Annotated in this window: 15 protein-coding genes; 12 read left to right on the top strand and 3 right to left on the bottom strand. The window is 64.6% G+C overall.

Annotated features, from left to right (window positions below):
- Positions 1-101 precede the first annotated feature (101 nt).
- Positions 102-839: a murein L,D-transpeptidase catalytic domain family protein gene (locus tag HUW43_RS04365; RefSeq protein WP_188236262.1), complete on the bottom strand. Its 738-nt coding sequence runs from the start codon at positions 837-839 to the stop codon at positions 102-104.
- A 176-nt stretch (positions 840-1,015) separates the two neighbouring features.
- On the opposite strand from HUW43_RS04365, the gene HUW43_RS04370 reads away from it, so the two are divergent.
- A complete protein-coding gene (locus tag HUW43_RS04370; RefSeq protein ID WP_188236302.1) occupies positions 1,016-1,360 on the top strand; it encodes an arsenate reductase family protein in 345 nt (114 codons plus the stop codon).
- Between the two features lie 7 nt (positions 1,361-1,367).
- Here HUW43_RS04370 and HUW43_RS04375 read toward each other — a convergent pair whose 3' ends face one another.
- Positions 1,368-1,655: a 4a-hydroxytetrahydrobiopterin dehydratase gene (locus tag HUW43_RS04375; RefSeq protein ID WP_188236263.1), complete on the bottom strand. Its 288-nt coding sequence runs from the start codon at positions 1,653-1,655 to the stop codon at positions 1,368-1,370.
- Between the two features lie 52 nt (positions 1,656-1,707).
- Between HUW43_RS04375 and HUW43_RS04380 the strand changes: the two genes are divergently transcribed.
- Genes HUW43_RS04380 through HUW43_RS04390 form a run of 3 tightly spaced genes read left to right on the top strand, consistent with a single transcriptional unit; the run spans position 1,708 to position 3,352 of the window.
- Positions 1,708-2,127: a metallopeptidase family protein gene (locus HUW43_RS04380; RefSeq protein ID WP_188236264.1), complete on the top strand. Its 420-nt coding sequence runs from the start codon at positions 1,708-1,710 to the stop codon at positions 2,125-2,127.
- On the top strand, positions 2,124-2,708 hold the full coding sequence (ccmA, locus tag HUW43_RS04385) for a heme ABC exporter ATP-binding protein CcmA (protein ID WP_317450819.1): 585 nt from the start codon (positions 2,124-2,126) through the stop codon (positions 2,706-2,708). Before HUW43_RS04380 ends, ccmA begins: the two co-directional genes overlap by 4 nt.
- Complete coding sequence (locus HUW43_RS04390; protein WP_188236266.1) at positions 2,705-3,352, top strand: heme exporter protein CcmB; 648 nt, start codon at positions 2,705-2,707, stop codon at positions 3,350-3,352. The genes ccmA and HUW43_RS04390 overlap by 4 nt, the downstream gene beginning before the upstream one ends.
- Positions 3,353-3,387: 35 nt before the next feature.
- Here HUW43_RS04390 and HUW43_RS04395 read toward each other — a convergent pair whose 3' ends face one another.
- The gene (locus tag HUW43_RS04395) at positions 3,388-4,191 is read right to left on the bottom strand and encodes an SDR family oxidoreductase (protein WP_188236267.1); all 804 of its coding nucleotides are present in this window, start codon (positions 4,189-4,191) and stop codon (positions 3,388-3,390) included.
- A gap of 109 nt (positions 4,192-4,300) precedes the next feature.
- Between HUW43_RS04395 and HUW43_RS04400 the strand changes: the two genes are divergently transcribed.
- From HUW43_RS04400 to HUW43_RS04435, 8 genes are all read left to right on the top strand, one after another.
- Positions 4,301-4,804 carry a hypothetical protein gene (locus tag HUW43_RS04400; RefSeq protein WP_188236268.1) on the top strand — a complete coding sequence of 168 codons (504 nt, stop codon included), beginning with the start codon at positions 4,301-4,303 and terminating at the stop codon, positions 4,802-4,804.
- Positions 4,805-5,045: 241 nt separating this feature from the next.
- Positions 5,046-5,291 (top strand): hypothetical protein, encoded by a 246-nt coding sequence (locus HUW43_RS04405; protein ID WP_223181281.1) that lies wholly within the window; start codon positions 5,046-5,048, stop codon positions 5,289-5,291.
- A 111-nt stretch (positions 5,292-5,402) separates the two neighbouring features.
- Positions 5,403-8,138, top strand: coding sequence for a preprotein translocase subunit SecA (secA, locus tag HUW43_RS04410; protein ID WP_188236270.1), 2,736 nt, complete (start codon positions 5,403-5,405; stop codon positions 8,136-8,138).
- A gap of 15 nt (positions 8,139-8,153) precedes the next feature.
- Entirely contained in the window at positions 8,154-8,888 is a 735-nt protein-coding gene (locus HUW43_RS04415) for a sulfite exporter TauE/SafE family protein (protein WP_188236271.1), read from the top strand.
- A 133-nt stretch (positions 8,889-9,021) separates the two neighbouring features.
- A complete protein-coding gene (locus HUW43_RS04420; protein ID WP_411157926.1) occupies positions 9,022-10,461 on the top strand; it encodes a circularly permuted type 2 ATP-grasp protein in 1,440 nt (479 codons plus the stop codon).
- Positions 10,462-10,521: 60 nt separating this feature from the next.
- A complete protein-coding gene (locus HUW43_RS04425) occupies positions 10,522-11,463 on the top strand; it encodes an alpha-E domain-containing protein (protein ID WP_188236273.1) in 942 nt (313 codons plus the stop codon).
- Positions 11,464-11,465: 2 nt separating this feature from the next.
- Positions 11,466-12,269, top strand: coding sequence for a transglutaminase domain-containing protein (locus tag HUW43_RS04430; protein ID WP_188236274.1), 804 nt, complete (start codon positions 11,466-11,468; stop codon positions 12,267-12,269).
- Positions 12,270-12,317: 48 nt separating this feature from the next.
- On the top strand, positions 12,318-13,049 hold the full coding sequence (locus tag HUW43_RS04435; protein WP_188236275.1) for a peptidase: 732 nt from the start codon (positions 12,318-12,320) through the stop codon (positions 13,047-13,049).
- Positions 13,050-13,064 lie beyond the last annotated feature (15 nt).

Raw genomic sequence — 13,064 nt, forward strand, 5'->3', positions numbered from 1 at the left:
ACGGCTGGCCGCGGCCGGAAGGCATGTCGCTGTTTCATCGTCATCGCCGGCTTGATCCGGGATGACGATGGTTGGTGAACGGCGCCTGGTTCGGCCTTCGTTCAATCGGCCGTCGTCGGCAGCGGTCCGTTCACCGAATTCGCGCGGCGCAGATTTTCCATGCCGGGCAGCGGATCGGCGGGAAGGTCGAACGGCGCAGGCAGCGGCGGCGGCGCGCTCAGCCGGTCGGCAAAGAGCAGCCGTCCGGGGCCGAGCTTGTAGAGGATCATCGGCAACAGTTCTTCGCCGAATACGAAGCAACCCTCGCTCCGCCCCAGCTTGCCCTGCGTTGCGATGAGCGCCGGGTCGGCATACCAGGCGCCATGGACAACGATGGCGCGGACGTCGGCATTGCTGTTGTCGGGTTCCAGCCCCGCGAGCCGCATCGACGACCCGTTGGCGCCCCAATAATAGTCGCCCGTGCGATAGGCACCCCGCGAGGTCGCGAGGCTGCCGACGCGGTTCGAGAAGCTTTTCAGCCAGCCGTCATGCTGTGGGTCCGAACCGCGGCCGTGCGTCACCGGAAACAGGTCGACCCTGCCGGCGACCATATCGACCAGCGCAAAGCGGGGGCGTGACGAGGGCAGGCCGAAATCGACCACCCCGACGCGGTCGGTCTGCGGGATGTTGCGCGCCTGCATCGCAAGCTGCTTTTTTGCCACGGACAGATAGTCGACCGGCGGCGCCGCCACTGGCTGCTGGACCCAGTTCGGAAGCTGCGCGCGCGTCGGCAGGGCGGCCAGTGCCCCCGCACCCGCGAGCCCGGCCAGCAATGCCCTGCGATCGATCAATTCACTCACTTTGACAGCAACCCCGCATCGGCCGCCCTTTGACGGTCCTTCGACCTTGCATAAATCGTGGTTGTGCCGTGAAAGGCAAGCTGGTGGTTCCCCTTCATGCGGGCAAATGTGCCATATATGCCATGAATAGCGGGTTTACGCTGCGGTCAGGCGGCATTAGGACGCGGCCCATGACCATCAAAGCGACCATCTGGCACAACCCCGCCTGCGGCACCTCGCGCAAGACGCTGGCGATCCTTCAGGAGACGCCGGGCGTCGAACTGACCGTAGTTGAATATCTTAAAAATCCCTATGACGCGGCGAAGCTGCGCCAGCTGTTCGCCGACGCCGGGCTGGCCCCGCGCGACGCGCTGCGCCTGCGCGGCACCGACGCGATCGAACGCGGCCTGCCCGATGCCGACCCCGACGCGATCATCGCGGCGATGGCGGCGAACCCCGCCTATGTCGAACGCCCCCTTGTCGAAACCGGCAAGGGCGTGCGGCTGTGCCGTCCGCAGGACAGGGTGCGCGAAATCCTCTGAGCCAGGCTCAGAGCAGCGCTTCGATCGCTTCGGCGAGCTTTGCGTCGCGCTCTGAAAGTCCGTTCGCATCATGCGTCGTCAGCAGGATGTCGACGCGATTATAGACGTTCGACCATTCGGGGTGATGATCCATCTTTTCGGCGATGATCGCGACGCTCGCCATGAAGCCGAACGCCTGTGCGAAATCGGCGAACTTGAACTGGCGCATGATCGCGTCGCGGACCGGCTCGTGGGTCCATTCGGGAAAGCGGGCGAGCAGCGCGCCGCGCTGCGCGTCGTCGAGTTTCTGGACCATTTGTCTTTCTCCCGCTGGTCAATATCGTGACCGGGCCATAAGGAAGGGCGCGATGAGCGACAAGAACAACCTGCCCGCGGGATGGACCGGCGCCGCGCCCGATGCCGACGCGCTGTTCGCGATGGCCGAGGCGGCGCTTGCCGCGATGCCCGATATGTTCAAGCCGCATATCCGCAATCTGGTCATTACGATCGAGGAGTTCGCCAGCGACGAGATTCTCGCCTCGCTGGACATCGAGCATCCTTACGATCTCACCGGGCTGTACGAAGGTCGCCCGCTCACCGAACGCAGCATTGGCGAAAGCGGCGGGATGCCCGACCGCGTGACGCTCTATCGCATTCCCATCCTCGTCGAATGGATCGAGCGCGGCGAGCGGCTCGACTGGCTGGTGCGTCATGTGCTGATCCACGAAATCGGCCATCATTTCGGCTTTTCGGACGACGATATGCACGCGCTCGAGGATATGGCGTGACGAGTCTGCTCGCGCTCGACGGCGTGACGTGCATCCGCGGCGACCGGCTGTTGTTTGAAGGTCTGTCATTCGCGCTCAGCCGCAGCGACGCGCTGTGGCTGCGCGGGCCCAATGGCGCGGGCAAGTCGAGCCTGATCCGCCTCGCCGCCGGGCTGCTGCGCCCTGCCGCGGGAACGGTCGTGCGCCGTGGGCGGGTGGCGCTGATCGACGAGGCGGCGGCGCTCGATCCCGAACTCCCCTTGCGTCGCGCGCTCGATTTCTGGGCGCGGGTCGATACGGTCGACGGCCACGCGGTTGATCGGGCGATGGCGGCGATGGCGCTCGATCCCCTGGCCGATGTGCCGGTGGCGATGCTGTCGACGGGGCAACGCAAGCGCGCCGCGATGGCGCGCGTGATGGCCGGCGGCGCGCCGATCTGGCTGCTCGACGAGCCGGCAAACGGGATGGACGAAGCCGCGGCGGCCCAGCTGGCTGCCGCGATTGCGACGCATCGGGCGAATGGCGGGGCAGTGCTGCTCGCGTCGCATTTTGCGCTGGGGCTGCCGGATCTGGCCGAACTCGACATGGGGGCACTCGCTTGACCGCGCTGATCGCCCTTTTCTGGCGCGACCTGCGCCGCGCGTGGGGCAGCGGGGCGCTGTGGCTGCCGGTCCTGTTCTTCCTGCTCGTCGCGACCGCCTTTCCCTTTGCGGTCGGCCCCGATGCGCCGCTGCTGCGGCGTGCGGGGGGCGGCATGGTGTGGGTCGCGGCGCTGCTCGCCGCGCTGCTGCCGATCGACCGCCTGGTGAAGCCCGACAAGGAAGCGGGCGTGCTCGACCAGCTCGCCGTGCGTGGCTTCGCCGACGAGGTAATCGCGGCCGTGAAGATCGGCGCCCATGCCATTGGTTTCGGGCTGCCTTTGCTGATCGCGCTGCTCCCCGCATCGGCATTGCTCGCGCAGGATGGCGCGCGCGTCGAAACGCTCGCCGCGGGCATCGCCGTCGCGGTTCCGGCGCTCGCCTCGCTTGCCGTGCTCAGCGCCGCGCTGACCGCCGGTCACAAGGGCGGCAGCGCCATCGGCGGGCTGCTTGTGCTGCCGCTCGCGGTGCCATTGCTGATCTTTGGCGCCGGGATGCTCGACCCGTCGGGGCGCGGCGCGGCGAAGTTGCTGTCGGCGACGAGCCTGCTGCTTACCGTGATCGGGCCTTTCGCGGCGGGGGCGGCGTTGCGGGGGCTGCGCGAATGACCAGCCAGTCGCTCGCGCAGTCGCGCCGTCCGCCATCAATGTCCTGCCGTGCCCAGTCCGTCGATCTTCTTTGACTGGCGCGCGATCAGACCGGGGAACCAGCGGGCAAGGCGCGACAGGCGGCGCGCCATCTTGCCGACAGGCACATGCACCCGGTCGCCATGGACCGCATCCCATGCGGCGCGCGCGACATCCTCGACCGGCGAAATCTCGAACCCGCTTGCTTCCAGCCGGTTGCGCGCGGGTTCGTTGCTGTCGGCGCTCACCTGGTCGAGCAGCGGCGTGTCGATGAAGCCCGGCATCAGCGAACGCACCTTGATCCCATGCTTGGCGAACTCGATTTCGAGTGCTTCGGTAAGCCCGCGCACGGCGAATTTGGTCGCCGAATAGACGGCGAGCCCGCCGACGCCATAGAATCCCGACGCCGACCCGGTGTTCAGGATCGCCGATCCCGGCGTCGCGCGCAGAAGCGGCAGCGCCATATAGATGCCATTCACCACGCCGCCGAAATTGATCGCGATCAGCCGGTCGGCCTCTTCGGGCGCCATGTCGATGAACTGGCCGCCCGATCCGATGCCGGCGTTGTTGAACAGCACGTCGAGGCGGTCACCGCTGGCGCGCGCAAAGTCGGCGAGCGCGGCCTTCCACTGGTCGCGATCGCGAACGTCCATGACATGCCGCGACGAGGCACCGTCGGGAAGCAGCGCCGCGGTTTCGTCGATCCCCTGCGCATTGATGTCGGCGATGCCGACGAACCAGCCCTTGCCCGCGAAATGACGCGCGACCGCGCGGCCGATGCCCGAACCCCCGCCGGTGATGAAAATCGCCTTCCGCGTCATCCGCTCCCTCCTGACATTTGTGTCAGTTTCACAAGATGCGAAGTTGACGGGGCCGTCAAGCGGCAATCGCGGCTTGGCGGAGCGCTGCGCGGCCGGTATCAGCCTCAGGATGCTGCGCTTTCCCCTGATGCTCGCCTCGCTATGGCTGCTCTGTTTCGTGTCGGCGCAGGCCGCGGTGACGGTCAGTTTCTACAGCCATGATTTCGGCGACCGCTTTCCGCACGCCTTCATCGTGATGAAGGGCAAGCTGGATGCGACGGGCGAGGCGGTCGATGCCAATTACGGCTTTACCGCAGTGTCGGTCAGCCCGGCGATCCTGTTCGGGGCGGTGAAAGGCAAGGTCGAATCGTCGAAACCCGATTACATCGCCAGAAGCGACCGCCAGTTCGATGTCGTCGTCGATGACGCAACCTATATGCGGATATTGGCGAAGGTCGCCGAATGGCGCGACCGCAAGCAGCCGAGCTACAGCCTGAACAAACGCAACTGCGTCCATTTCGTGATGGAACTGGCCGAGGTCGTGGGGCTGAAGGTGAATCGGAAAAGCAAGTTGTTCAAGAAACCGAAAAGTTTTTTGCAGGAGGTGAAGGGGCTGAATCCGGAGCTGAAGTGAGAGCGGTTTTCAAGTGGTTGCGGCCATATCGCCATCGTCATCCCGGCCTTCGCCGGGATGACAGAGGGGAAAGTCGGGAATCCGCACCATAGCTGACCCCACGGCGCATCGGGGCGATTCTTTGTCGACCGCTCACCCCTAGACGCCATCCCGCTTTCACCCTATGTTCAGCGAACGGGGCGCAGAGCTTTCCGCTTCGTTACGAAATGAGGGGCAATTCTTGCGGTTTTTGCTGACCCTTTTGGCGTTGCTGACCGGTCTGGCGAGTGCCGACCGGGCGGTTGCCGCGCCCGCCATGCCGGCGGCGATGGGGTCGCTCGTGCTGCTTGCCGAAAGCTCGGCCAAGGTCGAGGCGGACGACAGCGTCCGTCGTCCCGCGACCAATGCGCCGACGCGGCGCAGCTCGGCGAGTTGCACCAGGCCGCGCAAGGCGCCGCCGCCGCATCTTCCCGGATTGCTCACCCGAAGCGATCGCGCGCTCGAATAGCGCCCCGTTCCTCGTCCCCGACCTGGGGCAGTCCCGCCACGGGCGTTCCTTATTCGACATGCGCGCGTCTGTCGGCGCCGCACATCCAAATGATATTTCAAGGATATTTCCATGTTCTCCGGCCTTGCCAAGAGCCTTTTCGGCTCGTCCAATGACCGTTACGTCAATTCGATCCGCAAGATCGTCGACAAGATCAACGCCTTCGAGCCTGCGATGCAGGCGCTCGATGACGCGGGATTGCAGGCGCAGACGGCAAAGTTCCGCGAGCGGTTGGCCGCGGGCGAGACGCTCGACGACCTTTTGCCCGAAGCCTTCGCCACGGTGCGCGAGGCGGCGGTGCGCACGCTGGGCATGCGCCATTTCGACGTCCAGATGATCGGCGGCGTCGTGCTGCACCGCGGCGAGATCGCCGAGATGGCGACGGGCGAGGGCAAGACACTGATGGCGACGCTGCCCTGCTATCTGAACGCGCTTGAGGGCAAGGGCGTTCATGTCGTGACCGTCAACGACTATCTGGCGCGCCGCGACGCCGAATGGATGGGGGCCGTCTATGGCTTCCTGGGGCTGTCGACCGGGGTGATCGTCCCCAATCTCAACGAGACGCAGCGGCGCGAGGCTTATAACAGCGACATCACCTATGCCACGAACAACGAGCTGGGGTTCGATTATCTGCGCGACAATATGAAGTTCGACCGCGCGCAGATGGTCCACCGCCCGTTCAATTTCGGTATCGTCGACGAGGTCGATTCGATCCTGATCGACGAAGCGCGCACCCCGCTGATCATCTCCGGCCCGACCGACGACAAATCCGAACTCTATGTGCGCGTCAACGAGGTCGTGCTCCAGCTTACCGATCAGGATTATGAGAAGGATGAAAAGTCCAAGTCGATCAGCCTGACCGAAGAGGGCACCGAGCATGTCGAGCGGCTGCTCGAAGCCGCGGGGCTGCTCCAGGGCAGCAACCTCTATGACATCGAGAACACCCAGATCGTCCATCACGTCAATCAGGCGCTGAAGGCGATCCAGATGTTCCGCATCGACACCGACTATATCGTCAAGGACGGCAAGGTCGTCATCATCGACGAGTTCACCGGCCGGATGATGGAGGGGCGCCGCTGGTCCGACGGCCTGCACCAGGCGGTCGAAGCGAAGGAAGGCGTGCGGATCGAGCCAGAGAATCAGACGCTCGCTTCGATCACTTTCCAGAATTATTTTCGCATGTATCCGAAACTTGCGGGCATGACCGGCACCGCGGCGACCGAGGCGGCCGAGTTTTTCGACATCTACAAGATGAACGTCGTCACCATCCCGACCAACCGCCCGATCGCGCGGATCGACGAGGAAGACGAGTTCTACAAGAATATCACCGACAAGTTCGGCGCAATCGCGCGCACCATCCGCGAAGCGCAGGAGCGCGGCCAGCCGGTGCTCGTTGGCACCGTGTCGATCGAAAAGTCCGAACTGCTCTCCTCCTTCCTCGAAAAGGAAGGCGTCGCGCACAGCGTTTTGAACGCGCGCTTCCATGAAAGCGAGGCGCATATCGTCGCGCAGGCGGGGCGTCGCGGCGCGGTGACCATCGCGACGAACATGGCGGGTCGCGGCACCGACATCAAACTGGGCGGCAACGAAGAGTTCCGCATCGAGGATGAGCTCAAAGACATGCCCGCGGGCCCCGAGCGCGACGCCGCCGAGGCGCGCATCCGCGAGGAAGTCGCCGCCGAGCGCGAGGCGGTGAAGGCTGCGGGCGGGCTGTTCGTGCTCGCGACCGAGCGTCACGAAAGCCGCCGCATCGACAATCAGTTGCGCGGCCGTTCGGGGCGCCAGGGCGACCCCGGCCTCAGCAAATTCTATCTCTGCCTCGACGACGACCTGTTGCGCATCTTTGGCCCCGACACGCTGTTCGCCAAGATGATGAACAAGAATCTGGAAGATGGCGAGGCGATCGGGTCGAAATGGCTGTCGAAGGCGATCGAGACCGCGCAGAAGAAGGTGGAGGCGCGCAATTACGACATCCGCAAGCAGGTCGTCGAATATGACAATGTGATGAACGACCAGCGCAAGGTCATCTATGAACAGCGCGGCGAGATCATCGACAGCGAAACCGTCGGCGACGTGATGGCGGCGATGCGCGCCGAGACGGTCAATGCGATCGTCGGCGACGCCTGCCCGCCGGGCAGCTATCCCGAACAATGGAATGTCGAGGCGATGAAGGAGCGGGTGGCAAATATCCTGAACCTCAACCCGCCGATCGACGACTGGATGCAGGAGGACGCCGTCGATCCGGAAGTGTTCGAGGAACGGCTTCAGCAGATGGCCGACGCAGCCGCAGCCGAAAAGGCGGCGCTGGTCGATGCCGAAACCTGGAAGGGGATCGAAAAGTCGATCCTGCTCCAGACGCTCGACCATCACTGGAAGGACCATCTCGCGACGCTCGACGCGCTGCGTCAGGCCATCTTCCTGCGCGCCTATGCGCAGAAACAGCCGATCAACGAATATAAGCAGGAGGCGTTCGCGCTGTTCGAGCGGATGCTGTCGAACATCCGTGAAGATGTGACGCGCACCGTCGCCCGCCTCGACCTGCGCTTCGAAGAGCCCGCGCCGCTCCCGCTTCCCGAGCTTCCCGATTTCCTGACGACGCACATCGACCCCTTCACCGGTGAGGATAACAGCGCCGACGTCGATGCGGGATCGCTGGGCGTGATCGCGAACACCCTGCCGCCGATGCAGGTGCCCAAGCACGACATCGCCAAGGGCGAGAACCCCTATGCCGCGCTGGAAATCAGCCGCAACGCGCCGTGCCCGTGCGGTTCGGGGCGCAAATACAAACATTGCCACGGCGCGATCTGATCTGTCGCTGACCTGATGACCGGCCTTGCCGCGCTCTTCGGCCTGACCGCGCTTCTCTATGCCGCGGTCGGGTTTGGCGGCGGTTCGACTTACACCGCGCTGCTGCTCCTCGGAGGCGTGGCGGTGGGGCTGGTTCCGGCGATCAGCCTGGCGTGCAACATTATCGTTGTCAGCGGCGGGACGATCCGCTTTGCGCGCGCTGGGGTGATGCCGTGGGCAAAGGCGCTGCCGCTGATCGCGGTCGCCGCGCCGCTGGCCTTTCTGGGCGGGCTGACCCCGGTGAAGCAGGGCGTGCTCGTTACGCTGCTGGGATTGTCGCTGCTCGCGTCGGCGCTGGCGCTGCTGATCCAGCCGCGAACCGCCAAGCCCGTGCTGCTGCGGCCCGCGCTCTTGCTGTCAATCGCCGCGGCGCTCGGCTATCTTGCGGGCGTGGTCGGCATTGGCGGGGGGATTTTTCTCGCGCCGATCCTGCACCTGATCCGCTGGGCCGAGGAACGGTCGGTGGCGGCGACCGCGAGCCTGTTCATCCTGGTCAACAGCCTGTTCGGGCTCACCGGCCAGCTGATCAAGGGGCAGGGCGACGCGATGGCCGGCGCGGTCGCCAGCCACTGGCCGTTGCTGGCTGCGGTGTTGATCGGTGGCGCGGTCGGAACCCAGCTTGCGGTCAAAAGCGGACCCGCGGCGCTCATCTGCCGGTTGACGGCCGTGCTCGTCGGTGCCGCTGCGATCCGTTTGTTATTTGGTTTCTAACGCTTTTTTTGGCCTCTTGCCTTCGCGAACGGCGGTGCTAGCATCGCCGAACAAGCCCGGTGGCCATGTAGTCGGCGGGCGACGCAGCAGTTGGAACAACAACGGCCGTATCGTGGGTGCGGCACCGACCTTCATGTTGCGTGGAAAGGGCAGGCGCATTTCCTTTTTCGACGAGATGACGGGACAGGATGGCGCGGTCCGGGCGCCCTATCGCGACTATGCGGACTGGTTCGACCGCGAAGACGCAGCGCGCATCCAGCGCAAGGCCCAGCAGGCCGAGGCGTTTTTCCGCACCACGGGCATCACCTTCAACGTCTATGGCCAGGACGAGGCGGACGAGCGGCTGATCCCCTTCGACGTCGTCCCGCGGATCATCTCGGCGAGCGAATGGCGGCGGCTGTCGCGCGGCATCGAGCAGCGCGTGCGCGCGCTCAACGCCTTCCTTCACGACATTTATCACCGGCAGGAGATTTTGCGCGCCGGGCGCCTTCCCGTCGAACTCATCGAGCGCAACGAGGCCTTCCTGCCGATGATGATGGGCATGGACCCGCCGGGCGGCGTTTATACGCATATCAGCGGCATCGACATCGTGCGCACCGGCGCCGACGAATTTTATGTGCTCGAGGATAATGCCCGCACGCCGTCGGGCGTCTCCTACATGCTGGAAAATCGCGAAACGATGCTTCAGATGTTTCCTGAACTGTTCGCGAGGATTTCGGTTCGCGAGGTCGGCGATTATCCGCTCAACCTTTTGAAATCGCTTGCTGCTTGCGCGCCGCCCGCGTGCGGTGGCACGCCGACGGTTGCGGTGCTGACGCCGGGCATCCACAACAGCGCCTATTTCGAGCATAGTTTCCTTGCCGACCAGATGGGCGCCGAGCTGGTCGAGGGACATGATTTGCGCGTCGTCGATGGTCGGGTGGCGATGCGCACGACGCAGGGCTATACGCCGATCGACGTCCTGTATCGCCGCGTCGACGACGACTTCCTCGACCCGCTCAATTTCCGGCCCGACTCGCTGCTCGGCGTGCCCGGTATCTGGGATGTCTATCGCGCCGGGGGGATCACCATCGCCAATGCGCCGGGCACCGGCATCGCCGACGACAAGGCGCTGTACAGCTATATGCCCGACATCATAGAATTTTACACGGGCGAAAAGGCGTTGCTGCCCAATGTGCCGACCTGGCGCTGTTCGGAACCGGAACATCTGCGCGAAGTGCTCGACCGCCTGCCCGAACTGGTGGTCAAGGAAGTGCACGGGTCGGGCGGATACGGGATGCTGGTCGGACCCGCAGCGACGAAAAAGGCGATTGCGGCCTTTCGCGCCAAGCTGGAAGCCAATCCGCGGGGTTATATCGCGCAGCCGACGCTGTCGCTGTCGACCGTGCCGATCTTTACCAAGACGGGGCTGGCGCCGCGTCACGTCGACCTGCGCCCCTTTGTGCTGATGTCGCCGCAGGGCATTCGCATAACGCCGGGCGGGCTGACGCGCGTTGCAATGACCAGGGGATCGCTGGTGGTCAATTCGAGCCAGGGCGGCGGGACCAAGGATACATGGGTGCTGGAGGATTGATGGGGACTGTGTCGATCCTGCACGGTTATGACCCCTCCCCCGAAGGGGAGAGGCTTTAGAATGCTGGGAAAGACCGCCGGGGCGCTTTACTGGATGGCGCGTTATCTGGAACGCAGCGAAAACAATGCGCGGCTGATCGACGCAGGCTTTCGCATCGCGCTGACGCGGTCGAATACCGCGGCCGACGAATGGCGGTCGGTGCTGGTGACCGCGGGACAGGATTACGCCTTTCGGCAGGCGCATCAGGATTATCATTCGCAGCGCGTCGTCGATTTCATGCTGCGCGATCCCGCCAATCCGTCGAGCATCCTGTCGGTGATCAAGCAAGCGCGCGACAATGCCCGCACCGCGCGCACCTATCTGACCCGCGAAGCGTGGGAGGCGGTGAATACCAGCTGGATGACGCTGGGCAGCCTGCTGAGGCGGCAGGTGCGCGAGGACGATCTGCCCGATGTGCTTGCGGCGATCCGCCAGCAGAGCGGGCTGGTGCGCGGGGCTTTCGCGGGCACGATGCTGCGCAACGATGGCTATAATTTCTCGCGCCTCGGCACCTTCCTCGAACGCGCCGACAACACCGCGCGCATCCTCGACGTCAAATATTATCTCCTGCTGCCGTCAGTCGCGCATATCGGCACCTCGATCGACAATGTGCAGTGGGAGACGATCCTGCGGTCGGTGTCGGCGCACCGCGCCTATCACTGGCTGTACGGCACCGAAATCAGCGCGCTCAAGATCGCCGAGTTCCTGATCCTCTACAAACAGATGCCGCGCAGCCTGGCCTTTTGCTGCGACAAGATGAACGACAATCTCGGCTGGCTGGCGCGCGCCTATGGGGAAGAAACCGAGGCGGTGCGGATGGGCGCGTCCCTCTGCCACGACCGGCTTTCGCGCCCGATCGCGTCGATTTTCGACGGCGGGCTGCACGAGTTCATCACCGACTTCCTTCGCGCCAACGCCGCGCTCGCGCGGCAGATCGAGCGCGATTACCGCTTTGTGGAGTGAAGATGCGGCTGCGCGTCGAACATATCACCCATTATCAATATGACAGTCCGGTTCGCTATGCGCTCCAGCAGATCAAGCTGACGCCGAAGGAGCGGCCGGGGCAGCAATTGATCCACGACTGGCGGATCGAAATCGAGGGCGGCGCACAGCAGCTTCACTACACCGACCATCATGGCAATGGCGTCGACCTCGTGGCGGTCGATGGCGGTGCGCGCGAGCTTGTCATTCGCTGCACCGGCGAGGTCGAACTCATCACCTGGGACGGGGTGATCGGACCGCACCGGGGACCGATGCCGCTTTGGACCTTCCTGCGTCCGACACCGCTGACGCGCGCGGGCCGCGGCGTGCGGTCGCTGACCGCCGAACTCGGCCGCGATCATGCCAATGACATCGAACGCGCGCATGCGCTGTCGGCGCTTATCCTGGACAAGCTGCCCTATCGCATCGGCGTCACCGACCCCGAAACGAGCGCCGAACAGGCGCTGGGCGGCGAGGGCGGAGTGTGCCAGGATCATGCCCATATCTTCATCGCCGCGATGCGTCATCTGGGGCATCCGGCGCGCTATGTATCGGGCTATCTGATGATGGACGACCGCACGCACCAGGATGCGACCCATGGCTGGGCGGAGGCGCATTTCGACCATATCGGCTGGATCGGTTTCGACGTCAGCAACGGACACTCGCCCGACCGACGCTATATCCGCGTCGCGACGGGGCTCGACTATCGGGATGCCGCGCCGGTGCGCGGGATGCGCTATGGCGCGGGGCAGGAAAATCTGGTTGTCCAGTTGCAGGTCCAGCAATAAGCGGGCGGGGACGATTCAGGACGACCGGGGCGGGGATTACGGGACGAAATGACCTATTGCGTGGGAATGCGGCTGAACAAGGGGCTGGTGTTCATGTCGGACACCCGCACCAACGCCGGCGTCGACGATATCTCTCAGGTGCGCAAGATGCGCAGCTGGCATGTGCCGGGCGAGCGCGTCATCACCTTGATGTCGGCGGGCAATCTTGCGACGACGCAGGCGGTCGTCAGCCTGCTCGACGAGCGCACCAAGGCACCCGAGGACCGGCATCCCTCGATCCTTGAGGCGCCGTCGATGTTCCAGGTCGCGACGATCGTTGGCGAAACGTTGCGCAGCGTCGTGATGCGCCACAGCGAGGAGGGCCCCGCAGCGGAGTCATTGTTTCGCGCCTCGCTGATCGTCGGCGGCCAGATCAAGGGTTCCGAACCGCGGCTGTTCCTCATTTATCCTGAGGGCAATTTTATCGAGGCGGGCGAGGACAATCCCTTTTTCCAGATCGGCGAGACCAAATATGGCCGCCCGATCATCGTCAGGTCGTACGATCCCGCGATGTCGTTCGAGGATGCGGTGAAATTGCTCTGCGTCTCGTTCGATTCGACGATCCGCGCGAATGCGGGGGTCGATTTGCCGATCGACCTCAAGGTCCACGAGCGCGACGACTTCACCTCCGTGCGCGAGCGCCGGTTCGAACGCGACGACCCCTATTTCCGCCGTGTGTCGGAAGGCTGGGCCGAAGCGCTGGGGATCGCGCTGGCGGAATTGCCGGACTTTCGGTTCTGAGTCCCCTTCCCGCTT

The sequence above is a fragment of the Sphingopyxis sp. LK2115 genome (assembly GCF_014595975.1).
Taxonomy (GTDB): Bacteria; Pseudomonadota; Alphaproteobacteria; order Sphingomonadales; family Sphingomonadaceae; genus Sphingopyxis.